At 72.7% G+C, this 23,985-nt stretch carries 27 protein-coding genes and 1 pseudogene; 11 read left to right on the top strand and 17 right to left on the bottom strand.

The genetic code is table 11. From position 1 onward, the window contains the following. Window positions 1-24: 24 nt before the first annotated feature. From ACFY2A_RS05120 to ACFY2A_RS05090, 7 genes are all read right to left on the bottom strand, one after another. Window positions 25-1,029 carry an ADP-ribosylglycohydrolase family protein gene (locus tag ACFY2A_RS05120; RefSeq protein ID WP_387168696.1) on the bottom strand — a complete coding sequence of 335 codons (1,005 nt, stop codon included), beginning with the start codon at window positions 1,027-1,029 and terminating at the stop codon, window positions 25-27. Between the two features lie 257 nt (window positions 1,030-1,286). After that, window positions 1,287-1,655: a VOC family protein gene (locus ACFY2A_RS05115; RefSeq protein ID WP_387168693.1), complete on the bottom strand. Its 369-nt coding sequence runs from the start codon at window positions 1,653-1,655 to the stop codon at window positions 1,287-1,289. 36 nt (window positions 1,656-1,691) lie between these two features. Beyond that, a complete protein-coding gene (locus tag ACFY2A_RS05110; protein WP_387168690.1) occupies window positions 1,692-2,690 on the bottom strand; it encodes a methionine synthase in 999 nt (332 codons plus the stop codon). Between the two features lie 201 nt (window positions 2,691-2,891). Then, the gene (mnmA, locus tag ACFY2A_RS05105) at window positions 2,892-3,965 is read right to left on the bottom strand and encodes a tRNA 2-thiouridine(34) synthase MnmA (protein WP_387168687.1); all 1,074 of its coding nucleotides are present in this window, start codon (window positions 3,963-3,965) and stop codon (window positions 2,892-2,894) included. A gap of 48 nt (window positions 3,966-4,013) precedes the next feature. Next, window positions 4,014-5,189 (bottom strand): cysteine desulfurase family protein, encoded by a 1,176-nt coding sequence (locus ACFY2A_RS05100; protein ID WP_363916796.1) that lies wholly within the window; start codon window positions 5,187-5,189, stop codon window positions 4,014-4,016. Window positions 5,190-5,249: 60 nt separating this feature from the next. After that, window positions 5,250-5,900 carry a class F sortase gene (locus tag ACFY2A_RS05095; protein ID WP_387168684.1) on the bottom strand — a complete coding sequence of 217 codons (651 nt, stop codon included), beginning with the start codon at window positions 5,898-5,900 and terminating at the stop codon, window positions 5,250-5,252. Beyond that, entirely contained in the window at window positions 5,897-6,727 is an 831-nt protein-coding gene (locus tag ACFY2A_RS05090) for a DUF4397 domain-containing protein (protein ID WP_387168681.1), read from the bottom strand. The genes ACFY2A_RS05095 and ACFY2A_RS05090 overlap by 4 nt, the downstream gene beginning before the upstream one ends. A gap of 230 nt (window positions 6,728-6,957) precedes the next feature. Between ACFY2A_RS05090 and ACFY2A_RS05085 the strand changes: the two genes are divergently transcribed. Together ACFY2A_RS05085 and ACFY2A_RS05080 are read left to right on the top strand one after the other, a co-directional pair. Beyond that, on the top strand, window positions 6,958-7,560 hold the full coding sequence (locus tag ACFY2A_RS05085) for an RNA polymerase sigma factor (protein WP_387169474.1): 603 nt from the start codon (window positions 6,958-6,960) through the stop codon (window positions 7,558-7,560). After that, on the top strand, window positions 7,514-8,269 hold the full coding sequence (locus tag ACFY2A_RS05080; protein ID WP_387168678.1) for an anti-sigma factor: 756 nt from the start codon (window positions 7,514-7,516) through the stop codon (window positions 8,267-8,269). The genes ACFY2A_RS05085 and ACFY2A_RS05080 overlap by 47 nt, the downstream gene beginning before the upstream one ends. A 102-nt stretch (window positions 8,270-8,371) precedes the next feature. Here the strand turns inward: ACFY2A_RS05080 and ACFY2A_RS05075 are convergent, their stop codons facing one another. The 4 genes from ACFY2A_RS05075 to ACFY2A_RS05060 form a co-directional block, all read right to left on the bottom strand. After that, a complete protein-coding gene (locus ACFY2A_RS05075) occupies window positions 8,372-9,331 on the bottom strand; it encodes an electron transfer flavoprotein subunit alpha/FixB family protein (RefSeq protein WP_387168675.1) in 960 nt (319 codons plus the stop codon). Between the two features lie 12 nt (window positions 9,332-9,343). Further along, window positions 9,344-10,123, bottom strand: a complete 780-nt coding sequence (locus tag ACFY2A_RS05070; RefSeq protein WP_363916786.1) for an electron transfer flavoprotein subunit beta/FixA family protein — start codon at window positions 10,121-10,123, stop codon at window positions 9,344-9,346. A gap of 122 nt (window positions 10,124-10,245) precedes the next feature. Next, a complete protein-coding gene (locus ACFY2A_RS05065; RefSeq protein ID WP_387168672.1) occupies window positions 10,246-10,668 on the bottom strand; it encodes a hypothetical protein in 423 nt (140 codons plus the stop codon). Beyond that, window positions 10,665-11,462, bottom strand: a complete 798-nt coding sequence (locus tag ACFY2A_RS05060; RefSeq protein ID WP_387168669.1) for a GNAT family N-acetyltransferase — start codon at window positions 11,460-11,462, stop codon at window positions 10,665-10,667. The genes ACFY2A_RS05065 and ACFY2A_RS05060 overlap by 4 nt, the downstream gene beginning before the upstream one ends. A gap of 50 nt (window positions 11,463-11,512) precedes the next feature. On the opposite strand from ACFY2A_RS05060, the gene ACFY2A_RS05055 reads away from it, so the two are divergent. The 3 genes from ACFY2A_RS05055 to ACFY2A_RS05045 are packed head-to-tail and all read left to right on the top strand — an operon-like array spanning window position 11,513 to window position 12,636. After that, window positions 11,513-11,893: a YidH family protein gene (locus ACFY2A_RS05055; protein ID WP_387168666.1), complete on the top strand. Its 381-nt coding sequence runs from the start codon at window positions 11,513-11,515 to the stop codon at window positions 11,891-11,893. After that, on the top strand, window positions 11,890-12,192 hold the full coding sequence (locus ACFY2A_RS05050; RefSeq protein WP_363916778.1) for a DUF202 domain-containing protein: 303 nt from the start codon (window positions 11,890-11,892) through the stop codon (window positions 12,190-12,192). The genes ACFY2A_RS05055 and ACFY2A_RS05050 overlap by 4 nt, the downstream gene beginning before the upstream one ends. A gap of 30 nt (window positions 12,193-12,222) precedes the next feature. Continuing rightward, the gene (locus ACFY2A_RS05045; protein ID WP_387168662.1) at window positions 12,223-12,636 is read left to right on the top strand and encodes a PLD nuclease N-terminal domain-containing protein; all 414 of its coding nucleotides are present in this window, start codon (window positions 12,223-12,225) and stop codon (window positions 12,634-12,636) included. 23 nt (window positions 12,637-12,659) lie between these two features. Here the strand turns inward: ACFY2A_RS05045 and ACFY2A_RS05040 are convergent, their stop codons facing one another. Both ACFY2A_RS05040 and ACFY2A_RS05035 read right to left on the bottom strand, forming a co-directional pair. Further along, the gene (locus tag ACFY2A_RS05040; protein WP_387168659.1) at window positions 12,660-14,282 is read right to left on the bottom strand and encodes an acetolactate synthase; all 1,623 of its coding nucleotides are present in this window, start codon (window positions 14,280-14,282) and stop codon (window positions 12,660-12,662) included. 77 nt (window positions 14,283-14,359) lie between these two features. Continuing rightward, window positions 14,360-15,133: an enoyl-CoA hydratase-related protein gene (locus ACFY2A_RS05035; protein WP_387168655.1), complete on the bottom strand. Its 774-nt coding sequence runs from the start codon at window positions 15,131-15,133 to the stop codon at window positions 14,360-14,362. 193 nt (window positions 15,134-15,326) lie between these two features. Here ACFY2A_RS05035 and ACFY2A_RS05030 point away from each other — a divergent pair, with 193 nt between their 5' ends. The 3 genes from ACFY2A_RS05030 to ACFY2A_RS05020 are packed head-to-tail and all read left to right on the top strand — an operon-like array spanning window position 15,327 to window position 17,050. Continuing rightward, entirely contained in the window at window positions 15,327-15,803 is a 477-nt protein-coding gene (locus ACFY2A_RS05030; protein ID WP_387169472.1) for a DUF6232 family protein, read from the top strand. A 48-nt stretch (window positions 15,804-15,851) separates the two neighbouring features. Then, window positions 15,852-16,331, top strand: a complete 480-nt coding sequence (locus tag ACFY2A_RS05025) for a DUF6232 family protein (protein WP_387168652.1) — start codon at window positions 15,852-15,854, stop codon at window positions 16,329-16,331. A 47-nt stretch (window positions 16,332-16,378) separates the two neighbouring features. Continuing rightward, entirely contained in the window at window positions 16,379-17,050 is a 672-nt protein-coding gene (locus tag ACFY2A_RS05020; protein WP_387168649.1) for a hypothetical protein, read from the top strand. A gap of 46 nt (window positions 17,051-17,096) precedes the next feature. Here ACFY2A_RS05020 and ACFY2A_RS05015 read toward each other — a convergent pair whose 3' ends face one another. Then, window positions 17,097-17,555 (bottom strand): rhodanese-like domain-containing protein, encoded by a 459-nt coding sequence (locus tag ACFY2A_RS05015; RefSeq protein WP_387168646.1) that lies wholly within the window; start codon window positions 17,553-17,555, stop codon window positions 17,097-17,099. Between the two features lie 71 nt (window positions 17,556-17,626). Here ACFY2A_RS05015 and ACFY2A_RS05010 point away from each other — a divergent pair, with 71 nt between their 5' ends. After that, window positions 17,627-18,646, top strand: a complete 1,020-nt coding sequence (locus tag ACFY2A_RS05010) for a helix-turn-helix domain-containing protein (RefSeq protein WP_363916766.1) — start codon at window positions 17,627-17,629, stop codon at window positions 18,644-18,646. Window positions 18,647-18,651: 5 nt separating this feature from the next. On the opposite strand, the gene ACFY2A_RS05005 is transcribed toward ACFY2A_RS05010, so the two are convergent. Both ACFY2A_RS05005 and ACFY2A_RS05000 read right to left on the bottom strand, forming a co-directional pair. Continuing rightward, a complete protein-coding gene (locus ACFY2A_RS05005; RefSeq protein ID WP_387168643.1) occupies window positions 18,652-19,551 on the bottom strand; it encodes a ribokinase in 900 nt (299 codons plus the stop codon). 30 nt (window positions 19,552-19,581) lie between these two features. Next, complete coding sequence (locus tag ACFY2A_RS05000; RefSeq protein ID WP_387168640.1) at window positions 19,582-20,424, bottom strand: ABC transporter ATP-binding protein; 843 nt, start codon at window positions 20,422-20,424, stop codon at window positions 19,582-19,584. 102 nt (window positions 20,425-20,526) lie between these two features. Here ACFY2A_RS05000 and ACFY2A_RS04995 point away from each other — a divergent pair. Further along, window positions 20,527-21,539: pseudogene (locus ACFY2A_RS04995) on the top strand (ABC transporter ATP-binding protein). Next, window positions 21,536-22,549 (top strand): ABC transporter permease, encoded by a 1,014-nt coding sequence (locus ACFY2A_RS04990; protein WP_387168637.1) that lies wholly within the window; start codon window positions 21,536-21,538, stop codon window positions 22,547-22,549. The pseudogene ACFY2A_RS04995 and the gene ACFY2A_RS04990 overlap by 4 nt, the downstream one beginning before the upstream one ends. Before the next feature lie 102 nt (window positions 22,550-22,651). Here the strand turns inward: ACFY2A_RS04990 and ACFY2A_RS04985 are convergent, their stop codons facing one another. Next, window positions 22,652-23,827, bottom strand: coding sequence for an ROK family transcriptional regulator (locus tag ACFY2A_RS04985; protein WP_363916756.1), 1,176 nt, complete (start codon window positions 23,825-23,827; stop codon window positions 22,652-22,654). Window positions 23,828-23,985 lie beyond the last annotated feature (158 nt).

Below are 23,985 nucleotides of genomic sequence, written 5' to 3'. Positions count from 1 at the left end.
GACGACGGCTGTGGCGCGAGTGGATCAGTCGTGCGGTGCGGCCAGGGCGGTGAGTTGGTCCGCGTACTCGATCCGGTCCGCCCACCCGGTCGGCCAGCCGGACATGCCGTGGACCGCGCCGACGAAGGCTCCGGCGAGGGCCGCGATCGAGTCGGAGTCGCCGGCGGTCCGGGCGCCTCGGGTCAGCGCGTCGACCGGGCTGTCGGCGTGCCGGACGGCGCAGTACAGGGCCGCCGCGAGTGCCTCCTCGGCGATCCAGCCCTCACCGGTGAACCGGCACGGGTCACCGCCGTCGTCGGGGGCGGCAAGTGCCGCGTCGAGCCGGGCCAGTGCTCGCCGGCACTCGTGCCAGCCCAGGGAGATGAACTCCTCGGGGGTACCGGCCGCCGAGCGCCGCCACAGCTCGCCGAGCCAGTCGGCCCGGTAGACCGTGCGTTGCTCGTTGGCCCGGGCGGTGAGCAGGCCGGGCAGTTCGGCCAGCGTGACATCGCCGCCGACCAGCAGCCGGACCGCGTACGCGGTCAACTCGCTCGCCGCCAGGCCGGTCGGGTGACCATGGGTGAGACCGGCCTGTAGCTGGGCCAGCCCGGCGAGGGTGTCCAGGTCGACGTCGAGCAACCCGACCGGGGTGACCCGCATGTTCGCCCCGCACCCCTTCGACCCGGCCTCGGTGGCCTGCTGCCAGGGCAGCCCCCGGGACAGCTCGGCGCAGGCCCGCAGGCAGGTCATCCCCGGCGCGCGGTTGTTGTCCGGGCTGACCGCCCAGTCCAGGAAGCGACGGCGCAGCAGCGGCTCCACCGCCTCGGCGGTGTACGTCGGCGCGTCGTGCAGCGCCCAGCCAACCGCCAACGCCATCTGGGTGTCGTCGGTGACAAGCGCCGGATCGCCGACAAGCTCCCGGGGGCCGGTCGGGCCGAACCGCCGGTCGATCTCGGCGACGGTGAGGAACTCGGTGGGTTTGCCGAGCGAGTCACCGTAAGCCAGACCGAAGAGCGAACCGGAGGCGCGCCGAGGAGCGGAACTGATCATGAAGGCGATGATGCCCGCCGGCCGCAAGCCGCGCAGCGTCCGATCGGACCACCACCGTCGGGCTGCCGGCCCGCCCGAGGTCGGCCGGTGGCCGGCTCTCGACGCTTCGCGGCCAGCCGTCGACGCCCAGCCGTCCGGCGAGGCCCACCGGCCGCCCGAGCCCACCGGCCGACCGAGCACGCTGGACGGCCGGACACGCTGGACGGCCGGACACGCTGGACGGCCGGACACGCTGGACGGCCGGGCAGGCCCGACGGTCAGTCCCAGCAGAGGCAGAACGGGTGGCCGGCCGGGTCGGCGTAGACCCGGAAGCCTTCGCCCTCGCCGGGTAGCCGCCGGGCGCCCAGGGCCAGGGCCGCCTGTTCTGCCGCCTCGATGTCGTCCACCGTCACGTCGAGGTGGAACTGCTGGGGCCGCTCCGGATCGGGCCAGGCCGGCGGGCGCAGCTCAGGCGCCCGCTGGAAGGCCAGCCGGGGCAGGTGGCCGGGCGGCCCGCCGAGCACCACCCAGTCGTCACCGTCGGAGTTGTCCTCGATCAGCGGCAGGCCGAGCAGCTCCGAGTAGAAGCCGGCCAGCCCACGCGGGTCGGGGCAGTCGATCACCGTCGAACGCAGCTGTCCAATCATGGCGAGCATCGTGCCCGGTGGGTACGACCAGAAACCTCACTCCTCGGACAGCCGGCGCCCGGCGTCCCGGCAGGCCGCGAGGACCGCCCGGGCGTACGCCGCGTCCGCACCGGCCAGGCCGCAGGCGGGGGTCACCACCACCTGCTCGGCGAGCCGGCGGCGCGGAAACCCGAGGCGGTCCCAGAGCGTGCGTACCCGGTCGGCGAGGTCGGCGGAGGTCGGCGCGCGACCGGTCGGCGTCGTCGGTGCGGCGCCGGCCAGCAGCCCGAACCCGGCGTCGAGTGCCTCGCCGAGCGGGTCGAGGTCGGTGAGCAGGCTCAGGTCGAGTGCGACGCCCATCGCTCCGGTGGAGCGGAGCAGGTCCAGCGGCACGTCCGGGGCGCAGCAGTGCACCACGGTCGGCACCCCGACCGCCTCGACCACCGTGCTCAGCAACCCACGGGCGTCGCCCGTCTCCACCGCCCGGTAGGCACCGAGGCCGCTCTCGGTGGGGATCCGGCCGGCCAGGACCGCCGGCAGGGACGGTTCGTCCAGTTGGAGCAGCACCGACGCGCGCGGCAACCGGCGGGTCACCGCCTCGACGTGGCCGCGCAGCCCCTCGGCCAGCGAGCCGGCCAGGTCCCGCAGCGCGCCGGGATGGCGCAGCATCCGACCGCCGATCGGCAGCTCGATCGAGGCGGCCAGGGTCAGCGGGCCGGCTGCCTGGATCTTGATTGGGCCGGCGTACTCCTCGGCCTGCTCGGCGAGCTGGTCCAGGTCACGTTCCATCAGGTCGCGGGCCCGGCGCAGGTCGCGGCCGGGACGCGGGGCCACCCGCCACCGCGCCGCGTACAGCTCGACCGGCAGCTCCACCAGCAGACCGCCGGTACGCCCGATCACGTCGGCGCCCGGGCCACGGGCCGGTAGCTCCGGCAGATGAGGCAGGTCGGGCAGCTCACCGAAAACGATCCGCTGCGCCTCGGCGATGTCGGTCCCCGGCAACGACCCCAGCCCCGTCGCCGCGCCCACTCCCCACGGCAGCCCCTGATCACTCACCGCCGCAGGGTACCTCCCGCAGTCCGACCCTCGGCGAGATCACGGCTTGCGGTATGTCGGGCGGTCACGCCGGCGGGAAGGCCCGACATACCGCAACTCGTGGGCCGAGGCGGAGGGCCGAGGCGGAGGGCCGAGGCGGAGGGCCGAGGCGGAGGGCCGAGGCGGAGGGCCGAGGCGGAGGGCGAGCGGTTGGCGGGGCTGTCAGTCGGTGATGGTGGCGGAGCCGAGGACGATGTCGCCGGCGGGGTCGGTGCGGTAGGCGACGATGGCCTGGCCGGCGGCCACGCCGCGCACCGGGTGGCGCAGGTCGGCGTGGAGGGTCTCGCCGTCGACGGTGACGGCGGCGGGCACCACGACGCCGTGGGCGCGCAGTTGCACCTCGCACTCGATCGGGCCGTCGGGTCGCGGTCCGCCGGTCCAGACCGGGCGGGTGGCGGTGACCTCGGAGACCTCAAGCGCCTCGGCGGGGCCGACGGTGACGGTGTTCGTCTTCGGCGTGATGGAGAGCACGTAGCGGGGCCGGCCGTCCGGGGCGGGCCGGTCCAGGTGCAGGCCGCGCCGCTGGCCGACGGTGTACGCGTACGCACCGGCGTGCTGCCCCACCACGGCACCGGTGGTCGCGTCGACCACGTCGCCGGGCGTCTCGCCGAGGCGCTGGGCCAGGAAGCCGCGGGTGTCACCGTCGGCGATGAAGCAGATGTCGTGCGAGTCCGGCTTGTCGGCGACGGCGAGCCCACGCTCGGCGGCCTCCTGCCGGACCTGCGCCTTGGTGGAGTCCCCCAGCGGGAAGATCGAGCGGTCCAACTGCTCGCGGGTGAGCACGGCCAGCACGTACGACTGGTCCTTGGCCGCGTCGACGCTGCGGCGCAGCAGGCCGTCGGGACCGAGCCGGGCGTGATGGCCGGTCACCACGGCGTCGAACCCCAGGGCCACCGCCCGGTCCAGCACCGCGGCGAACTTGATCTTCTCGTTGCAGCGCAGGCACGGGTTGGGGGTACGCCCCGCCGCGTACTCGGCGACGAAGTCGTCGACCACGTCGGCGTGGAAGCGGTCGGCCATGTCCCAGACGTAGAACGGGATGCCGAGCACGTCGGCGGCCCGCCGGGCGTCCCGCGAGTCTTCCAGGGTGCAGCACCCCCGGGCTCCGGTGCGGTAGGTCTGCGGGTTGCGTGCCAACGCCAGGTGCACGCCGGTCACGTCATGCCCGGCCTGCACCGCCCGCGCCGCCGCCACGGCGGAATCCACGCCGCCGGACATCGCCGCCAACACCCTCACCCGGACCACTCTCCCTTCCCACCGAGCCTATCCCCGCCCGGCACCGGCTCAGCGGGGCGTACGCGGGCCCGCCGCCCGCCGGGCCCGTTCCACGGCCCCCGGAAGGGCGGCGATGAGCGCGTCGACGTCGTCGGTGGTGCTGGTGTGGCCGAGGGAGAACCGCAGGGACGAGCGAGCCCGGTCGTCGTCCGCGCCCATCGCCAGCAGCACATGGGAGGGCTGTGCCACCCCGGCCGAGCAGGCCGAGCCGGTCGAGCAGGCGATGCCCTGGGCGTCCAGCAGGAGCAGCAGCGCGTCCCCCTCGCAACCGGGGAACGAGAAGTGCGCGTTGCCGGGCAGCCGATCGGTCTGGTCACCGTTGAAGACCACCTCGGGGACCGCCTGGCGGACCCGCCGCACCAGGTCGTCCCGGAGCGCGGCCAGCCCGGCCGCGTACTCCTGCTGGCCCTTGACGGCCGCTTCGACGGCGACCGCGAAGGCGACGATGCCGGCCGCGTCGAGGGTGCCGGACCGCACGTCCCGCTCCTGTCCCCCGCCGTGCAGCAGCGGTACCGCCGTCACGTCCCGGCCGAGCAGCAACGCGCCGACCCCGACCGGGCCACCGAGCTTGTGACCGGTCACGGTGAGCGCGGCGACGCCGCTGCCGGCGAAGTCGACAGGCACCTGACCGACCGCCTGGATGGCATCGGTGTGGAACGGCACGCCGTACTCGGCCGCCACGGCGGCCAGCTCGCCGATCCGCTGGACGGTGCCGACCTCGTTGTTGGCCCACATGGCGGTGACCAGCGCCGCCCGGTCGCCGTGTTCGGCCAGTTCCGTGCGGAGCGCGTCCGGGTGCAGCCGCCCGGCCCCGTCGACGGGCAGCCAGCCCACCTCGGCGCCCTCGTGCCGGTCCAGCCACTCCACCGCGTCGAGGACGGCGTGGTGTTCGACGGCACTGGAGATCACCCGGCGCCGCCCGGCGTCGGCGGCCCGGCGCGCCCAGAAGATGCCCTTCACCGCGAGGTTGTCACTCTCGGTGCCACCACCGGTGAAGATCACCTCGGACGGCCGGGCACCCAGCGCGGCGGCCACCCGCTCCCGCGACTCCTCCACCCGGCGACGGGCGCGCCGGCCGGACGCGTGCAGGGAAGACGCGTTGCCGACCTCGCGGGCGGTCGCGACGTACGCCTCCAGTGCCTCGTCGAGCATCGGAGTGGTCGCGGCATGATCCAGGTAAGCCATCACGGTTCAGCCTAACGACCACTCCGGTGTCGACCGCAGACCGGATTGCCTGGCGGGACGTCAGACCGGTGCGGCGGTCACCACAATGTTGTCCCGGTAACGGCGGGCGTCGGCGTCGAACGGCCCGCCACAGGTGATCAGCGTCAGGCGAGGGCGCCCGTCGCGGGCGAAGTAGCGCTCCAGCGGAATCTTCGTCTTGTCGTACTCCTCCCGCGCCACCACCCGGTAGGTCCGCTCGGTCCCGTCGTCGCCGGTGGCCGTCACGGTGTCACCCGGTGCCAGTTCACGCAGCCGGTGGAAGGCACCCTTGCCCTGTTCGGCGCTGTCGACGTGCCCGGCGATGACCACCGAGCCGGACTCGGCCTCCAGCCCGGGACCGTAGCGGTACCAGCCGATCTCGTCGACGCTTGGCGGCACGTCGAACTCCCGCGTTCGCTCGTTGACGCCGACCGGGTCGACCCGCGCGGTGACCCCGATCGCGGGGATGCGCAGCCGGACCGGGCGCACCGGTTCGGCGTCGTCGGGCAGCGCGCCCGGGGCCACCGCCACGGTGGGGCCGGTGGTCGACGGGGTGGGATTGGCCAGGGCGGCGGCCTGCTCGGCGCCGACGTCTCCCGCCGGCCGGGACACGACCGCCACCACCGCCGCGACGGCGAGCGCGGCGGCGCCGGCGGCCACCGCCGCCAGCGCCCCACGGTTGACGACGGTCACCGGCGACCCGACCGGACGACAGCCGCCCGCGCCCCGCCCGCGACCAGCAGCAGGATCCCGGCACCCGCCAGGGCGTACCACCAGGTGCCGAGGCCGGTGCCGGCCTGTCCGCCGGTGCCGCTCGGCACGCCGGACGGCGCCGAGTGCAGGCCGTCGATGGTCTGCGCCACGATCGACAGGTTCTCCGCCTCGGCGGAGCCGATGGCGTAGACGATCGTCGCCGTGCCCTCAGCCAGGTTGAGGTCGGCCGGCCCGATCACCACGGTGTCGGTGCCGGCGAGCACCACGTCCGCCGAGACGCTGCCGGCATCCACGTCGCCCTTGGCCTCGTTCGGGTTGGTCAGGCCCTCGAAGACCGGGCTGCCGCCGGCCCGCACGTCCACGGCGGGCGCGGCGGCGGTGTGCCGGACGATCAGCCGGGCCTTGCCGGCGTCGACCTTCGCGGTGTCGTTGACGAAGGGGGTGATCGTGGGCTGACCGTCGGCGTCGAGGTGGGCGGCGATGCTGATGTTCGCCCCGCCGGGGACCTCGGCGTCGTCGGCGGTGAGGATGGCCTGCCCGATCGGCTCGCCCGGCCTGGTCAGGGCCAGGTCGTACTGCCCCTCGGGCAGGTCCAGCGGCCCGGCCACGTCACCCGGCTCAAGGTTCTCCAGGGTCTTCTCGCCGTTGACGTAGACGTCGACAGGGGTGTCCGGAATGCCGTGCACGACGGAGACCTTCGAGTCGGCGGCGTAAGCCGGGGTCGCCGTCGCGAGGCCGGCGCCGACGAAGGTCAGCGCGGCGACCGCGCCACCCGCGGCGACGCGGCGAAGGTACGCGAACTGCATGTCTGCCTCCTGGTGGTCCATGCCATTTCGTCAGGCTTGCTGTGCACCCCGAGTTACGCCGGCTCGTCGCCGCCCGGATGCGGGCCGGTGCGACTTTCTTTTTCCGGTCGCAACCGCATCCGTCAGGCACCGGACGGACGAAGAGAGGCCGAGGAGACGCTGGGCTGACAGAGGGGACGGCGCCGGTGCGAGCTACAGTCGGGCATGCCCCCAACCAGGCGAACCGTCCCGTGACCGGGATCCGGCAGCAACCGGGCACACCTGAGGACGAGCTGGCCGACCGCTTCCGTGCCGGCGACGAGCTGGCGCTGCGCGAGGCGTACGACCGGTACGGTCGGGCCGTTCTCCATCTGGCCACCAGCACGCTTGTGAACCGCAGCGACGCGGAGGACGCGACCCAGGCCACATTCGTCGCCGCCTGGCTCGGCCGAGAGACCTTCGATCCGGCGAAGGGCTCGCTGGTCGGCTGGCTGCTGGGCATCGGCCGGCGCAAGGTGATCGACCGGCTGCGGTCCGCCGCCCGGGAGAACCGGGTGGTCGAGACCGTACGCCAACTGCCTGAGCCGGCACCCGCCGGCAGCGACCCGGACACGGTGGTCGACCGGCTGGTGGTGGCCGACGAGCTGGCGCGGCTGCCGGACGAACAGCGGCGCATGCTGGAATTGGCCTTCTTCGACGACCTGACCCACCAGCAGATCGCGACGATGACCGGGGTGCCGCTCGGCACGGTCAAGAGTCACATCCGGCGGGGCATGGCAAGTCTGAAGCGCAGATGGGAGGTGGACGGTGCAGCACCTGGAGCACGACCGGCTGGTATTTCTGGCGCTCGGTGAGAGTGAGGTGGACACCTCCGACCGCACCCACCTCGACGCCTGCCCGCACTGCCAGGCGGAGTTGGAGAGCCTGCGCCACGTCGCCGGCCTCGGCGCCGCCAGTCAGGAGCTGCGCGAGCTGCCCGACCCGCCGGAACACGTCTGGCAGGGCATCATGGCCGAGATCACGGCGGCGAAGGAACTGCCCCGGCTCGCCGCCGACCGGCAGCGGCCGGACCCGGCCGGCCCGGTCACCACCGACGCCCCGCCCGGGCCGCGCCGATCGCGGAGCGGGCGCTGGTCACGGCTCGCCACGACGGCGGTCACGGCGGTCGCCGCCGCCACCGTCGGTGTGGTCGGCACCGTCGCCGTGCTGCGCGACGGTACGCCCGCCGAGCCGACGGTGGTGGCCAGCGCACCACTGGCGGCGTACGGGTCGACCCCACCGGCGGCCCAGGGCGACGCCCGGGTGCTGGGCACCGGCGAGTTGCACCTGCACGTGGCGAATCTCCCGGCCGTACCGGGGTACTACGAGGTCTGGCTCATCAACCCGCGAAACATGGAGATGTTCTCGGTAGGTGTGCTCGGCGACGGCTCCGACGTGTTGCTGCCGTTGCCGCCGAACGTCGACCTGGGGCAGTACTCGATCGTCGACGTCTCGGCCGAGGAGTTCGACAACGACACCGCCCACTCCGGCGACAGCCTGTTGCGGGGCTCCCTGACGGGCTGATCGGCGGGCCGGTTCAGCTCCCCGGCCCGCCGATCAGCTCCCCATGCCACCGACGACACAGCCGCCGCCCGGAAACCCGGACGGCGGCTGCTCGCGTACGGCTCACTTGCGCTTGCGGATCTCCTCGGCGGCCTGCGGGACGATCTTGAACAGGTCCCCGACCACCCCGAAGTCGGCCAGCTCGAAGATCGGCGCCTCGCCGTCCTTGTTGACCGCGACGATGGTCTTCGAGGTCTGCATGCCGGCCCGGTGCTGGATCGCGCCGGAGATGCCCAGCGCGACGTAGAGCTGCGGGGAGACGGTCTTGCCGGTCTGGCCCACCTGGAACTGGTGCGGGTAGAAGCCGGAGTCGACCGCGGCCCGGGAGGCGCCGACGGCACCGCCGAGCAGGTCGGCCAGTTCCTCGACCAGCTTGAAGTTGTCCGCGTTGCCGACGCCGCGACCGCCGGAGACGACCACGCCGGCCTCGGTCAGCTCGGGGCGGGAACCCTTCTGCTCGGCCACCCGGTCGACCACCCTGGCCAGCTTGTCGTTGTCGGTGACGGCGACGGTGAGCTGCTCGACCGCGGGAGTGGCCGCGGCCGGCGTCGGGTTCACCGAGTTCGGCCGGACGGTGACCAGCGGCAGGCCCCGGGTGACCTTGGACTTCACGATTGTCGACCCGGCGAAGGCCACCTGGGTGGCGGTGCCGTCGGCGGCCAGGCCCACCACGTCGGTCAGGATGCCGTTGTCCAGCTTGACCGCCAGCCGGGCGGCGATCTCCTTGCCCTCCTGCGAGGAGGCGAGCAGCACGGCGGCCGGCTGCACCCGCTTGACCAGGTCGGCGACCGCGGTGGCCTTCGGCGCCACCAGGTAGCCGTCGATCTCGTCACCCTCGGCCGCGTAGATCTTCTCCGCGCCGTACTCGCCCAGCTTGCCCGCGAGCGCCTCGGCGGCACCGGTGCCGCCGAGCACCACCGCCGACGGGGAGCCCAGCTCACGGGCGAGGGTGAGCATCTCCAGGGTGACCTTCTTGACGCCGAACTCCGCGGTGGCTTCGACGACGACGAGAACCTCAGACATGTCCCACACCCCTCACACGAACTTCTCGGTGGCGAGGAACTCGACGAGCTGCGTGCCGCCGGAGCCCTCATCGGTGACCTTGACGCCACCCGAACGCGGCGGACGCTTGCTGTGCTCCACCACGGTGCTGGTCGCCCCGTCGAAGCCGACCTCGTTCGCGGCCACACCCAGGTCGCTCAGGGAGAGCGTCTGCACCGGCTTCTTCTTGGCGGCCATGATGCCCTTGAACGACGGGTACCGGGGCTCGTTGATCGTGTCCCACACGGAGACGATGGCCGGGGTCGAGGCGGTGACCACCTCGTAGCCCTCCTCGGTCTGCCGCTCCACGGTCAGCGTGGCCCCGTCGACCGTGAGCTTGCGCGCACCGGTCAGCGCGGCGATGCCGAGCCGCTCGGCGAGCATGTGCGGCATCACCTGCACCCGCCCGTCGGTCGACTCGGAGCCGCAGAGCACCAGGTCGGCATTGAGCTGCCCGAGCGCGGCGGCGAGCACCTTCGAGGTGGCGACGGCGCAGGAGCCGTGCAGGGCGTCGTCCACCACGTGCACCGCCTTGTCCGGGCCCATCGACAGCGCCTTGCGGATCGACTCGGTCGCCCGGTCCGGACCCATGGTCAGGATCGTCACCTCGCCGCCGTGCGCCTCCTTGATCTTCAACGCCTCCTCGATGGCGTACTCGTCCATCTCGTTGATGACGTTGTTCGCCGAACCGCGGTCGACAGTGTTGTCGTCAGTACGCAGGTTGCGGTCCGCGCCCGAATCAGGCACCTGCTTGACGAGTACGACGATGTTCATCGCGCTTCGACGACCCTCCTGCTGTGGTTATGTGATTTTTCGCCCCGATCTGGGCGCAGCCTCGCGCGTGCGGTGCCGTCCGGTCAACCAAGGGCTGTTGTGCGGTTGCCCACGGCGCCATGTTACCTGCCAGTAGCATCGGCGCCCAGCACGCCCCTGATGCGTTCGATCACCTCGGCCTCGGCCGGACTCACGCCGTCGTGGGCGCGGGCCGTACGATCGGCCGCCGCCAGCACCACCGCGCGGTAGACCGGGACGTCCTGCGGGACCTTCTCGGTCAGGATCTCGACCCCCCGGCGCAGCGCCGGCAGCACCACCGACTCCACCTCCAGCGCCGAGTCGCGCGGCAGTTTCGGCAACGGCCCGCTGGTCAACGCCTCCTTCACCACGCCACTGGCATCGGCCATCGCCCCGGAGGCCGCGAAGCTCTCCCGGAACAACGCGATCACCCCCGGGTCGGCGTTCGAGACCATCAGCACCGCACCGAAGGCACCCGTCTTCAGGGTCATCTTCTCGTCGTCCGTCAGCCGCTGGCTCATGATCACGGAGTGTAGACGTAGGGCGTGGTGGTGGTGACCGGGACGAGCCCGAGCCGCTCCAGCACCGGACGGCTCTCATCCGACGCGTCGACCTGCACCAAGGTCCGGCCACGCGCCCCGGCCAGCCGGGCCCGGTAGGTGACAAGTGCCCGGTAGATGCCCCTGCGCCGCCACTGCGACAGCGTCGAGCCGCCCCAGAGCGTGGCGAACGTGCTGTCGGCCGGATACCGCACCCAACCGGCGCTCACCATCGTCTCGCCCGCCTCGGCCACCACGACCGTGATCGCCTGCGGATCGGCGGCGATCTCCCGTTCCAGCCCGTCGGCCAGTCCGGACAGGTCACGCCCCCACACCTGGGTCTTCAGCTCCGCGATCCGGTCCAGGTCCGCGCGCCCGGTCACCTCCCGCAGGCGTACGCCCTCGGGGACCACCGGCAGCGCGGCGGCCAGCGGGGCGACCGGGCCGACCACGACGGTCTCCTGCTCCTCCGGCACGAAGCCGGCGGCTCGCAACCGCTGCGGCAGGTCGGCCGGCTCGTCGTGACCGTGCAGCTTCCACTCGACCGGCTCACCCCGCTCGCGGGACACCGCCACCTGCCGGGCGATCAACTCGTCGAGCTCGGCGCCGGCCAACCCACCGAGGTCGCGGTAGGTCACCGAACCCCACTGGTCCAGGCCCAGCACCCGGAACAACGGACCGTCGGGTTCCACCACGACGCCGTCGGGTACCGGGTCGGGCAGATCCGGCCGCAGCTGGGTGTCGTACGCCGCCCGCAGGGTGATCGCGTCAAGATCCGTCATGCCCCCAAACTATTCCCGCTGGAAACCGGATAATCACCAACGTGATGCAGATGATCAGGAACTGGTTCGATCCGCAGGAGTTGCGGTCGGTGGGTAGCACCCCCGACTACCGCTTCTCGCTGGCCAACGAACGCACGTTCCTGGCCTGGTTGCGTACCGGACTGGCGTTGATCGCCGGTGGACTCGCCGCCGCGCAGTTCCTGCCGAACCTCGCCCTGGTCCACCTGCGCGAGGCGATCGCCGTGGCGTTGCTGCTGCTCGGCGGCGTGGTCGCGATCCGGGCCGTCGACCACTGGGCACGCACCGAACGGGCCATCCGGCTCGGCGAGGAACTGCCCGCGTCCCGTTTCCCGGCCGTCCTCGCCCTGATCGTCGGCCTCGGCGCGCTGTCGCTGGTGGTGGCGGTGCTCGCCGGGGCGATCAGCGGATGAGCACGGTCCGCGACCCGGGGCTGCAACCCGAACGCACCCGGCTGGCCTGGCGGCGCACCCTGCTCACGCTGACCGTGGTGGCGCTGCTGACGGTCCGGCTCGCGCTCACCGGCGGGCCGGTCGGAGCCGGGTTGGCGGCGCTGACCATCCTCGGCTGGGGCGTGGTCGTCACGCTCTGTTGGCGACGGGCCACCGGCAGCGGCGTGCCCCCGACCGGCGGTCGGCTTTTTGCCCTGGTGGGGCTGGCCGCCGCCGGATTCGCACTGCTCGGCGCACTGCTGGTGCTGCGCGGGGTGTGACCGCTGTGCCCGGTAGGTAATGATGGTTACATGGCCCGGCTGTACATCCTCCTCTTCCTGGTGCAGGTCGTCCTCGCCGTCTGTGCCCTGATCAGCTGCCTCTCCGCCGAGGAGGACGGCATCCGCCACCTCCCCCGGATCGCCTGGCTGCTGATCATTCTGTTCTTCCCGCTGGTCGGCTCGATCGCCTGGTTCGTCGCCGGTCGCGAGCGAAAGCCTGCCGGTGGGTCGACGTCCTGGGCTCCGGGCGCACGCCCGGCCGAGCGTCCTCGGCCGCCCGCGCCGGACGACGACCCGGAGTTCCTCCGCTCGATCGAGGAGCGCTCGCGGCAGGAGGACCAGGAACTCTTCCGCCGCTGGGAGGAGGACCTGCGCAAACGCGAGGACGACCTGCGCAAACGCGAGGGCGAGCCACCGCGCGAGGAACCCCGCCCCGAGATGTAGCGGCCGGGGCGGGGTGCCCCGGCTCAGGCCAGGTTCGAGGAGCGGGGGTACGCGTCGGCCGGATCGGTGAGCACGTTGACCAGGTACGGCACCCCGGCGTCGAAGGCCCGTTGCAGGGCCGGACCCAGCTCGGCGGCCTTGGCGACCGTCTCGCCCGCCCCGCCGAGCGCACCGACCACCTGGTCGTAGCGCAGCTCGGGCTGGAGGTCGGCGGCCACGTCGTAGCCGTACATGGCCCGCATCGGGTGCTTCTCCAGGCCCCAGATGCCGTTGTTGCCGACCACGATGACCACCGGCAGTTTCTGCCGGGCCAGTGACTCCACGTCCATCAGGGAGAAGCCGGCCGCGCCGTCACCCATCAGCACGCAGACCTGCCGGTCCGGGTGGGTGACCCGGGCACCCATCGCGTAGCCCATGCCGGTGCCGAGGCAGCCGTACGGGCCGGGGTCGAGCCAGGTGCCGGGCTGGGCCGGCTCCAGGTAGCGCCCCGCGTACGAGACGAAGTCGCCGCCGTCGCCGATGGTGACCGCGTCACGGGCGAGCACCTTTCGCAGCTCGCCGTAGATCCGGGCCGGGCGGATCGGGTCGGTCTCGGCCGCCATCTCCTCGGCGTCGCGGGCCTTCGCCGCGTCCTCCGCGGTGCGCAGCTGGGCGACCCAGTCGTCGTGGTCGAGCCGGTCGCCGGGGTGATCGGCCAGGGCGGTGAGGATGCGCCGCAGGTCACCGGCGGGGGCGGCGGCGGGTTGTACGTGACCGGCGCGCTGGCTGGGCGCGTCGACGATGTGCACCACCTGAGCCTCGCCGAAGTCGCCGAAGGAGAGCCGGAAGTCCAACGGGGTGCCGATCACCACGACCACATCGGCGTTGGACAGGGCCACCCGACGGGCCTTGGCGAAGGCCAGCGGGTGCTCCGGCGGCAGGGCGCCCCGACCCATGCCGTTGGTGAAGACCGGCACGGTGAGCGCCTCGGCCGCCGCCCGCAGCTCGTCGACGGCGTCACCGGTCCAGACGTCCGACCCGGCGATGATCACCGGACGGGTCGCGCCCGCGATCAGCGCGGCCGCGCGGGCCACCTCGTCGGGGTCGGCTTCGAGCGGGCTGAGCTGCGGCCCGGCCGGCAGCTCCGCGTCGCCGACCGAGAAGACCGCCTCCAGCGGGAAGTCGAGGAACACCGGCCCCCGGTGCGGGGTGAGGGCGGTGGTCAGCGCGGCGGCCACCGCCCGCGGAATGTCGTCGGCGCTGAAGACCGTCTCGGCGTGCTTGGTGACCGGGGCGACCAGCGGGAGGTGGTCCATCTCCTGGAGGCTGCCCGAGCCCCAGCGGAACTGGGGCGCCCGGCCGCCGAGCACGAGTACCGGCGAGGCGTTGAAGAAGGCGCTGGTCAGACCGGAGATGCCGTTTGTCACGCCGGGGCCGGCGGTGAGTACGGCCAGCCCGGGCCGGCGCTGGAGCTTGGCCACCGCCTCGGCGGCGAAGACGGCGGACTGCTCGTGGCGCACGTCGTAGATCGGGAAGTCGGTCTTGTGTGCGGCATCGTAGAGCGGGAACACGTGCCCGCCGGAGAGGGTGAACATCTCCCGCACCCCGTACGCGCGCAGCGCCGCGAGGGCGAGCTCCCCGCCGTGGCCTTCGATCCGCTCCGTCATTCCCGCTCCTTCTCGTCGCCTGACCGGAGTCACACGCTACTGGCCGGTAGAAGGAATGTGAACCGTTCTCGGCATGCTCAGCGTCCGGTGAAGTCCGGCTTCCGCTTCGCCACGAAGGCCGCCATTCCCTCACGCCTGTCGTCGGTGGCGAACAGCGCCGCGAAGAGCTGGCTCTCCCAGGCCAGACCCGAGTTCAGATCCATGTCCAGGCCACCGTCGACGGCCAGCTTCGCCGCCCGCAGCGCCTGCACCGGACCGGTGAGATACGGCCGCACCATCGCCACCGCGGTGTCGTACACCTCGGCCGCCGGGGCGATCCGGTCGGCCAGGCCGATCCGCAGCGCCTCCTGCGCGTCCACCATCCGACCCGACATGATCAGATCCTTGGCGCGGGCCGGCCCGACCAGCCGGGCAAGCCGCTGGGTACCCCCGGCGCCGGGGATGATGCCGAGCTTGATCTCGGGCTGGCCGAGCTTGGCGTCCTCGGCCACCACCCGCCAGTCGCAGGCCAGCGCCAGTTCGCAGCCGCCGCCGAGGGCGTAGCCGGTGATCGCGGCGACGACGGGCTTGGGGATCCGGGCGATCGCGCCGAGCGCGCTCGACAGGTCGGCGGCCCGCCCCGCCATGTCCACGTAGGACATGTCCGCCATCTCCTTGATGTCCGCGCCGGCCGCGAAGACCTTCTCGCCGCCGTACACGATGACCGCGCGGACGCCGTCGTCGGCGGTCGCGGCGGTCGCGGCGGCGCGCAACTCCTCCTGCACCTGGGTGTTGAGGGCGTTCATCGGCGGCCGCTCCAGCCGGATGGTGCCGATGCCGTCCCAGGTCTCCAGCCGCACGAACTCGCCCACGCTGAGCCTCACTTCCTCGTCGAAGTCGCGTGCCAACCTTACGACCCGGCTCGTTGGGGTAAGTAGTCTGGTGCCAGCCCCGTCAGTCGGGAGTCGCACGATGAACCCTGGTCAGCCCGAGCCGCGCGGTGGCCGTGCCGCGACGCCGGCCGCTTACCCGCGTGCGGCACCCGGGCCGGCCGACAGGCGTTCCGTGGTCACCTACTACGACGACCGGCTGGTGCGGGTCACCTCAGCCGCGGTGACCGTCGAAGGCCGGGTCTACCCGCTTGCCGAGATCACCGAGATCTGGCACCACCACGGCACCCGCTCCTGGCGGGTGCTGGCCGGGCGCGGCGCCATCGGTGCCGCGATGGTCGCCCCGCTGGTGGCCGCCGCCGCCGGAGTCGCGCTGGCCGTCTGGTTGGACCGCTCGGCGACCGTCACGATCGCGATCATCGGGGCCTCCGTGCTGGTCGGGCTGGCGGTCGGGCCGGTCGCCGACTTCCTCTTCGAGCACCTCGACCGTTCCTACACCCGGGGCAGCCGGCAGCGGGAGGTCTGGATCCGCTGGCGCGGCCGTCCCGTGCAATTGCTCCGCACACCGGACGCGCTGCGCTTCGGGCAGATCTACCGGGCCGTGCAACGGGCCATGGAGGTCGGCCGACCGATACCACCCCGTCGACGCTGAGCGCCCATCTGACTACGAAAGGTTGCCCGGTGGTGCTTAGGCTTAGTGATGGCGCTCTATTACCGGGACGACGCGGTACAGGTGACCTCCGAGGCGATCCGGGCCGGTGGGCACGTCATCCCGATCACCGAGGTCACCTACGTCTGGCATGCGAAAGGGCGCACCACCCTCGCCGTACGCGGTCGGGTTCTCGGTCGGGGCGTCCTGGTTCTGCTGCTGTCCCTGCCCCCACTGGTAGGGCTGATCTGTGTGCTCTCGCTGGCCTGGTCCGCGCAGGACCGGGGCGAGTGGCTGCCGGCGCTGATCGTGCTCGCCGCGTGCGTCATCGTCCCACTCGCCCTGGTCCCGTTCCTGGAGATACCCCTGGGCTGGCTGGACCGCTCCTACGAACGCGGCAACCGGGTGCTGGAACTGTGGGTGCAGTACCGGCGGCAGGAGGTGCTGGTGCTGCGCACGCCGGACGCGCTGCGGTTCGGCCAGATCTACCGGGCGGTGCAGCGCGCCGTCGAGCAGCAGAGCGATCGTTGAAACCCGTCGTCGGGCTGTGGTGGCCCGCCCGACGCACACTTGATCCCATGGCACTCCCCCTTCCCCGGCCGACCGCGGTTCTCGGTCTCACCCGTTCCGCCCTCGACCAGGCCGCGTCCTTCGCCGCCATCCCGTCCCGCGCGTTCGCGGTGCTCGACGAGGTGGAGGCGCTGCTCGCCCGGATCAACGGCGTGGTGGACCGGGTCGAGCAGACCCTGGACCGGACCGACCAGATGGTCACCGACGCCGAGGTGGCGGTCCGTGAGGTCGCGGTGATCAGTGCCGCCGCCACCGCCGCCGTGGACAATGCCACTGAGGTGGCCGCAGCGGCGGCCGTCGTCGTGGAGTCGGCGCGGTCGGTGGCCGGGCGGGCCGCCGAGACCGTGGGTACGGCGGCGGAGGCTGCCGCCACCGCGGCGGAACTGCTGAAGGCGTACGAGCCGGCGCTGCGACGGGCCGCCCCGATGGCCAACCACTTCGTCGAGCAACTCAGCCACGAGGAGGTGACCGCGGCGGTCCGGCTGGTCGACGAGTTGCCGAAGCTGCGGCAGCACCTCACCGCCGACGTCCTGCCGATCCTGGCCACCCTGGACCGGGTCGGCCCGGACCTGCACGACCTGCTCGACGTCACCCGGGACCTCAAACTCGCGGTGGCGGGCATCCCCGGCCTGTCGATGCTGCGCAGGCGGGGCGAGAAGCTCAACGACGACGCCGGCTGACCACCCGGCCCGTGATGGTCGGTCCGCCCCGCTTGACGGGCGGCGGTCAGCAGTCGCAGGCGGCAGCGGTTCGTGGGGCGGTCAGGTCGTCCACCGGCCGGTGGGTGAGTCCCGTGGCGGTCGCCACGGGCAGGCCCTCCCGGACCCAGTACTCGTAGCCGCCGCGCATCTCCTTGACCGGGTAGCCGAGCCGGGCGAACTCCAGCGCGGCCCGGGTGGCGCCGTCACAGCCGGGCCCCCAGCAGTAGGTGACCACGCGCGCGCCGGGTGGCACCGCCCCGGCGGCCCGCTCGGCGATCAGTTCGGTGGGCAGGTGCACGGCGCCGGGCAGGTGGCCCTGCGCCCAGGCCGCGTCACCGCGCGAATCGACCACGACCAGGTCCGGCACGACCGCGCTGAGGTCGGCGTGCACGTCGGCCACGTCGGTCTCGAAGCGCAGTCGGTCCAGAAAATGGGCGACGGCGGTGGACGGTTCGGCAGCCGGTACGGCGAAGGCTCGGGTCATGTCTTCGATGGTCGGCCGCGGCCGAGCGGTGGGCCAGTGGCGGCAACGCCTTACTCCGCTAACATCCGGCCATGGATCCGGTCGACCGTAGCGTGGCCGTGCTCGCGTACCCCGGGATGTCGGGTTTCGAGACCGGGATCGTCACGGAGGTCTTCGGGCTGCCCCGGCCGGAACTCGACGTGCCCTGGTACGACCTGCGGCTCTGCGCCGAGCGACCGGGCCCCGTTCCGCTGCTCGGCGGTGCCAGCCTGCACAGCCCGTACGGCCTCGACGTGCTGGCCGCCGCCGCGACCGTCATCGTTCCCGGCGTGCCCGACGTGCACGGCACACCGTCGCCGGAACTGGTCGCGGCCCTACGCCTGGCACACCGAGCCGGTGCCCGACTGCTGTCCATCTGTTCGGGCGCCTTCGCGCTGGCCGGTGCCGGGCTGCTCGACGGTCGGCGGGCCGCCACCCACTGGCGGTACGCGGACCTGCTGGCCCGCCGGTACCCGCGGGTCACGGTCGACGCCGACGTGCTGTACCTCGACGACGGCGACATCCTCACCAGTGCCGGCAGTGCCGCCGGCCTCGACCTGTGCGTGCACGTCGTGCGACGTGACCACGGCTCGGTCGTGGCCAACGCGGTGGCCCGCCGGCTGGTCATTCCGCCGCACCGTGACGGCGGCCAGGCGCAGTTCATCGAGGCACCGGTGACGGTGGACCCGGACGACGACCGGATCGCCAGCAGCATCGACTGGGCGCTGGCGCACCTGGCGGAGCCGCTCACCGTGGCCCGGTTGGCCCGGCAGGCCCACATGTCGACCCGCACCTATCTACGGCATTTCGCGAGAGCCACCGGCACCAGCCCCATCCGGTGGCTGGTCGAGCAACGGGTCCGGGCCAGCCTGGCGCTGCTGGAGGCCACCGACGCGCCGGTCGGGCAGATCGCGACGGCCGTCGGCTTCGACGCCCCGGTCACCTACCGTCACCACTTCACCCGGGCGATGCGGACCTCACCGTCGGCGTACCGCCGCGCGTTCCGGACCGGCGTCGACGCCGTTCCGGGTGCCCGGCGGGTGGGCCGGCACGACCCGACCGAGCGACGCTGATCCGGTCAGGACGCGGGTACGTACAGCTGGTCGATCTCGACCCGGTGCGGCAGGGAGACGCTGGCACCGAGCCGGCGTACGCAGGCGGCACCGCCGGCCGAGGCCCAGCGCACCGCGTCCACCAGGTCACGTCCCTCGCCCCAGGCCACCGCGAGCGCACCGGTGAAGGCGTCACCGGCAGCCGTCGAGTCGACCGTGTCCACCTTGACCGCCGGCACGTGCACCGCCGTACCGTCCCGGTCGCCGTACCAGGCACCCTCCGCGCCGAGGGTCAACACCGCCCGGGGCACCAGGTCCAGCAACGCACGCGGATCCTCCCGGCCCCGCCCGGTGTACGCCTGCGCCTCGTTCTCGTTGACGACCAGCACGTCCACGGCGGCGAGCAGCTCCGGCGGGAGCGGCACGGCCGGTGCCGCGTTGAGCACCACCCGGGTACCGGCGGCGCGGGCCGTCACCGCCGCTTCGGTCACCGTCTCCACCGGGATCTCCAGCTGCGCGACCAGCACGTCGGCGTCGCGTACGGCGGCGAGTTCGGTTGCGGTCAGGTCGGTCAGCGACGTGTTCGCCCCCGGGGTCACCAGGATCGCGTTCTCGCCCTCGGCGTTGACCATGACCAGGGCCACCCCGGATGCGCCGTAGGTGGTGCGCAACTGGCTGGTGTCGACCCCGGCGGCGGTGATCCGGGCCCGCAGGGTCACGCCGAAGGCGTCCGAGCCGATCGCGCCGAGGAAGACGCTTGCGGCGCCGGCTCTCGCGGCGGCGATGGCCTGGTTGGCTCCCTTGCCGCCGGGCACGGTGACGAAGTCGGTGCCGAGCCGGGTCTCCCCCGGCCGGGGCAGCGCCTCCGCGGTGGCGACCAGGTCCATGTTCGCGCTGCCCACCACCACGACGCGGGTCTGTCGCACGGGCACCTCCCGGTTCGCGCGGGCGTCGCCTCAGGCGGCGCGGGCGGTGTAGCGGTCGCCGTTGCGCTCGACGAGCAGCGGCAGCCCGAAGGTTTTGGTGAGGTTGTCGGCGGTGAGGGTGTCCTGGAGCAAGCCCTGCGCCATCACGGCACCGTCGCGCAGCAGCAGCGCGTGGGTGAAACCCGGGGGAATCTCCTCGACGTGGTGGGTGACCAGGACCAACGCCGGAGCGTCCGGATCCTGCGCCAGGTCGGCGAGGCGGGCGACCAGGTCCTCCCGGCCGCCCAGGTCCAGCCCGGCCGCCGGCTCGTCGAGCAGCAGCAGTTCCGGGTCGGTCATCAGCGCCCGGGCGATCTGCGTCCGCTTGCGCTCCCCCTCCGACAACGTGCCGTACGCCCGGTCGGCCAACGCGCTGACGCCCAGTTGGTCAAGCAACGCCCGGGCGCGAGCCTCGTCGGCCGGGTCGTAGCTCTCTCGCCACCGGCCGACCACCGACCAGGCGGCGGTCATCACCACGTCGACGACCCGCTCCTGGGCGGGCAACCGCTCGGCCAGCGCGGCGGTGGACAGGCCGATCCGGGTACGCAGCTCCATCACGTCGGTGCGGCCGATCCGCTCGCCCAGCACGTGGGCGGTGCCGGTGGTCGGGTGCAGTCGTCCGGAGGCGAGGTTGAGCAGGGTGGTCTTGCCCGCGCCGTTGGGCCCCAGCACCACCCAGCGTTCGTCCAGCTCCACCCGCCAGTCGACGTCGTGCAGCAGGGCGGTGCCGGACCGGCGTACGGCGACGCCGTCGAGGCTGACCACCAGATCCGCGTCCACGGGCGAGGGGGCGGGTGCGGCGCCGGCGGCGCCAGGGATCAGGTCACCAGTCACCAGCCCATCCAACCACGCACCGCCGAGGTGCCCCCACGGGCGGGCGTCGCCGCCGTAGGGTGAGGCGCCGTGTCGTTGCTCACCCCACCCGGAGGATCGCCCATGACCAGTGGGGTCATCGAGATCGAAGGTCTCCGGAAGACCTTCCACAGCCTGCGTCGCGGGCGACGGATCGCGGTCGACGGCTTCGATTTGCTTGTCGAGGCCGGCCAGGTGCACGGCTTCCTCGGGCCGAACGGTTCGGGCAAGACGACCACCCTGCGTGCGTTGCTCGGGTTGGTACGCGCCGACGACGGACGGATGCGGGTGCTCGGCGCCAACGCGCCGGAGCAGTTGCCGCAGGTCGCCGGCCGGGTCGGGGCGATCGTGGAGAGTCCGCAGTTCTACGGCAACTTCACCGGGTACCGGACGCTGCGGCTGCTCGCCCTTGCCGGCGGCGTACCGGTCGCCCGAGTGGACGAGGTGCTGGAGCAGGTCGGGCTGGCCGACCGGGGCGACGAGCGGGTGAAGGGCTACTCGCTGGGCATGAAGCAGCGACTGGCGGTGGCCTCGGCGCTGCTCAAGCGACCCGAGCTGCTGATACTTGACGAGCCGGCGAACGGGCTCGACCCGGCGGGCATCCGGGAGATGCGGGATCTCGTGCGGGCGCTGGCGGCCAACGGCGTGACGGTGCTGCTCTCCAGCCACATCCTGGCCGAGATCCAGCTGATCTGCGACCACGTCACGATTATCTCGCACGGCCGGCGGGTGACGGCCGGCCCGGTGGCGGAGGTGCTCGCCGGCTTCGACCACAACGAGCATCTGGTCCGCGCCGACGACCTGGGCCGGGCCGAGGAGCTGCTGCTGGCTGCCGGGCTGGCCGTCACCGGGCACGCCGACCATCTGGTGTCAGCGGGGTGCCGGATCCGACCGTGGTGAGCCGGACGCTGGGCGAGCAGGGGGTCTGGGTACGCGAGCTGACGCCGCTGCGGCCGGATCTGGAGAGCGTCTTCCTGGAGCTGACCGGCACCCCCGCCCACCCGGCTGTTCCTCGGCAGGTGGACGGCTCGGCACCGCCGGGCAGTCCGGCCGCCGACCAGGAGATCGACCTCGGGATGCGGGGAGTGGACGCATGAACCTGATCCGTGCCGAGGTGGAGCGGCTCGGTGCCCGCCGCTTCGTACAGCTGATGATCGTCCTGCTGATGCTGGCGTTCGGGGTGACCGCGGCGACCACGCTGGCCGGGTCGCACCAACCCTCCGCCGTCGAGCTGGCCGAGGCGCAGCGGCAGGCCACCGCCAACCTGCGCGGCATGGAGTTGCAGCACGAGCGGTGCCTGGCCCGGGAGCGGGGCGAATCGCTCCCCGGCGACGAGAGTTTCTACCTGCCGCCGGACTGCTCCGAGCTGGATCCGGCGCTGCGGGACCGGTTGCCGGTGGCCGCCGACTTCCTTACCGGGGTGTTCACCTTCACCCGGCAGGCCGAGCCGCTGCTCTACTTCCTGGTGGCGTACCTGGTGCTCTTCGGGTTTCTGGTCGGCGCCTCGTACATCGGTGCCGACTTGAACTCCGGCGGAGTGGTAAACCTGCTGCTGTGGCGACCACGCCGGCTGACCGTGCTCGGGGCCAAGCTCGGCACGCTGCTCGGTGCGGTGCTCACGGTGTCGGTGCTCGCCACCCTTGCCTATCTCGTCACCTTCTGGGTCATCGCCCAGGTCGCCGGCTATCCCGGGCCGACAAACGTGGCCTTCTGGGCCGAGTTGGGCGCGATCTGGGGTCGCGGGTTGACGCTGGTGCTGCTCGCGGCGGCGACCGGCTTCGCCATCGCGACGATGGGCCGGCACACCGCGGCGGCGCTCGGCGCGGTGGCCGCGTACCTGGTGGTGTGGGAGCTCGGTGGGCGGATCGTGTTGCAGATCCTCGAGGTGGCCCGACCCGATCAGCTCATGCTCGCCAGCTACGTCGGCGCGTGGCTGGCCGGAGAGGTCCGATTCTGGGACAGTACGGCCTGCCGGACCGTCACCGACGGCTACTGCGACGGCAGCTACACCCTCACCTGGCAGCCCGCCCTGGCGGTGCTCCTGCTGCTCACCGCCGGCCTCAGCGCCTCGGCCTTCGCCCTCTTCCGCCGCCGCGACCTGATCTGACCGGCTCGCCCCAACCACCCAGGTTGATCATGAAGTTGTTGTCACAGGCAAGCGCTTCCCAGACCAACAACTTCATGATCAACGGCGAAAAGGTGGCCGTGGTCAGGTGATGGTGGAGTCGAAGACCTCGTCGCGGACGGCGTCCAGTGCGGTGCGCAGGGCGCCGTGCAGGATCGGCTCCTCGGTCAGGCCGGTGGGCACCACCCGGGGGCGTACCAGGGTGATCGCGGCGACCTCGTGCTGCACCCGCTCGGCCAGGGCCGCCCCGCCGGCCTGCCCCACCTCCCCGGCGAGCACCACGAGCGGCGGATCCAGCACCACGCAGGTGCTTGCCACGCCGAGGGCGAGCCGGCGGGCCACCTCGTCGAGCATCGGCCCACCCGAGGTGCCGTCGGCGATCGCGGCCCGGACCGCGTCGGCGGCGGCAGCGTCCGGGTAGCCGTGCTCCCGGGCCAGGCCGCGGATCGCGTCGGCGCCGGCCAACTGCTGGAAGGCCGGCTTCGCCCGCCGCGAGACGTCGCGCGGGATGGGTGCGCCGGGCACCGGCAGGTACCCGATCTCACCGGCCGCACCGCTGCTGCCGTGGTGCAGCCGCCCACCCAACATGATCGCCAGACCGACACCGGCACCCACCCAGACCAGGACGAAGTCCGCCAGGCCCTGGGCCGCACCGGACTGCGCCTCGGCCACCGCGGCCAGGTTGACGTCGTTCTCGAAGACGACCGGCGTGTCCAGGTCGTCCCGCAACGCAGCGAGCAGACCACGATGCCAGCGGGGCAGGTTGTACGCGAAGGTGATGTCGCCGGTGCCCGGATCGACCAGGCCGGGGGTGCCGAGCACGATCCGGCGTACGCTCGACAACTGCGCCCCGGCGCTGCCGGCCACCCGGACCACCGCGTTGTGCACCACGCCGACCGGGTCATCGGTGTCCTGGGTGGACTGCTCGACCCGGCCGATGACCGCACCGGTGATGTCGGCGCAGGCGGCCACCACCCGCTCCGGGCCCACGTCGACACCGACCACGTGAGCGCTGCCGGGTCGTACGGCGTAGAGCTGGGCGTTCGGCCCTCGCCCGCCGGCCTGCTCGCCGACGCGGGTGACCAGCCCGCGCTCCTCCAGCCGCTCCACCAGTTGCGAGGCGGTGACCTTGGACAGGCCGGTCAGCTCGCCGATCCGGGCCCGGGTCAGTGGCCCCTGCTCCAGCAGCAGTTCCAGCGCCGCGCGGTCGTTCAGGGCCCGCAACAGACGTGGGGTGCCGGGCAGCCGGGTCGCACTCATGCCATCTGTCCTCAAGTATTAGTAAACTTTGCTAACCTTTAAGCTTTTAAGTAACTGTAGACCGACAGGCGAACGGGTAAGCCGTAGCGTATCGGCCACGCGGGAATGCGACCCTCCGCCGACCCGGTACGAGACCCGCGCCGGCCGGCAGCGAGAGG

This window comes from Micromonospora sp. NPDC000442, from assembly GCF_042898635.1.
Classification (GTDB): domain Bacteria; phylum Actinomycetota; class Actinomycetes; order Mycobacteriales; family Micromonosporaceae; genus Micromonospora.
This window is presented reverse-complemented; position numbering and strand designations above follow the sequence as displayed.

What these genes read in the sequence shown, in the direction of transcription:
- ACFY2A_RS05120 (WP_387168696.1), bottom strand. Translation starts at nt 1,029, where the DNA reads ATGATCAGTTCCGCTCCTCGGCGCGCCTCCGGTTCGCTCTTCGGTCTG.
- ACFY2A_RS05115 (WP_387168693.1), bottom strand. Translation starts at nt 1,655, where the DNA reads ATGATTGGACAGCTGCGTTCGACGGTGATCGACTGCCCCGACCCGCGT.
- ACFY2A_RS05100 (WP_363916796.1), bottom strand. Translation starts at nt 5,189, where the DNA reads ATGGCTTACCTGGATCATGCCGCGACCACTCCGATGCTCGACGAGGCA.
- ACFY2A_RS05090 (WP_387168681.1), bottom strand. Translation starts at nt 6,727, where the DNA reads ATGCAGTTCGCGTACCTTCGCCGCGTCGCCGCGGGTGGCGCGGTCGCC.
- ACFY2A_RS05075 (WP_387168675.1), bottom strand. Translation starts at nt 9,331, where the DNA reads ATGTCTGAGGTTCTCGTCGTCGTCGAAGCCACCGCGGAGTTCGGCGTC.
- ACFY2A_RS05070 (WP_363916786.1), bottom strand. Translation starts at nt 10,123, where the DNA reads ATGAACATCGTCGTACTCGTCAAGCAGGTGCCTGATTCGGGCGCGGAC.
- ACFY2A_RS05060 (WP_387168669.1), bottom strand. Translation starts at nt 11,462, where the DNA reads ATGACGGATCTTGACGCGATCACCCTGCGGGCGGCGTACGACACCCAG.
- ACFY2A_RS05055 (WP_387168666.1), top strand. Translation starts at nt 11,513, where the DNA reads ATGATCAGGAACTGGTTCGATCCGCAGGAGTTGCGGTCGGTGGGTAGC.
- ACFY2A_RS05050 (WP_363916778.1), top strand. Translation starts at nt 11,890, where the DNA reads ATGAGCACGGTCCGCGACCCGGGGCTGCAACCCGAACGCACCCGGCTG.
- ACFY2A_RS05045 (WP_387168662.1), top strand. Translation starts at nt 12,223, where the DNA reads ATGGCCCGGCTGTACATCCTCCTCTTCCTGGTGCAGGTCGTCCTCGCC.
- ACFY2A_RS05040 (WP_387168659.1), bottom strand. Translation starts at nt 14,282, where the DNA reads ATGACGGAGCGGATCGAAGGCCACGGCGGGGAGCTCGCCCTCGCGGCG.
- ACFY2A_RS05025 (WP_387168652.1), top strand. Translation starts at nt 15,852, where the DNA reads ATGGCGCTCTATTACCGGGACGACGCGGTACAGGTGACCTCCGAGGCG.
- ACFY2A_RS05020 (WP_387168649.1), top strand. Translation starts at nt 16,379, where the DNA reads ATGGCACTCCCCCTTCCCCGGCCGACCGCGGTTCTCGGTCTCACCCGT.
- ACFY2A_RS05015 (WP_387168646.1), bottom strand. Translation starts at nt 17,555, where the DNA reads ATGACCCGAGCCTTCGCCGTACCGGCTGCCGAACCGTCCACCGCCGTC.
- ACFY2A_RS05010 (WP_363916766.1), top strand. Translation starts at nt 17,627, where the DNA reads ATGGATCCGGTCGACCGTAGCGTGGCCGTGCTCGCGTACCCCGGGATG.
- ACFY2A_RS04990 (WP_387168637.1), top strand. Translation starts at nt 21,536, where the DNA reads ATGAACCTGATCCGTGCCGAGGTGGAGCGGCTCGGTGCCCGCCGCTTC.
- ACFY2A_RS04985 (WP_363916756.1), bottom strand. Translation starts at nt 23,827, where the DNA reads ATGAGTGCGACCCGGCTGCCCGGCACCCCACGTCTGTTGCGGGCCCTG.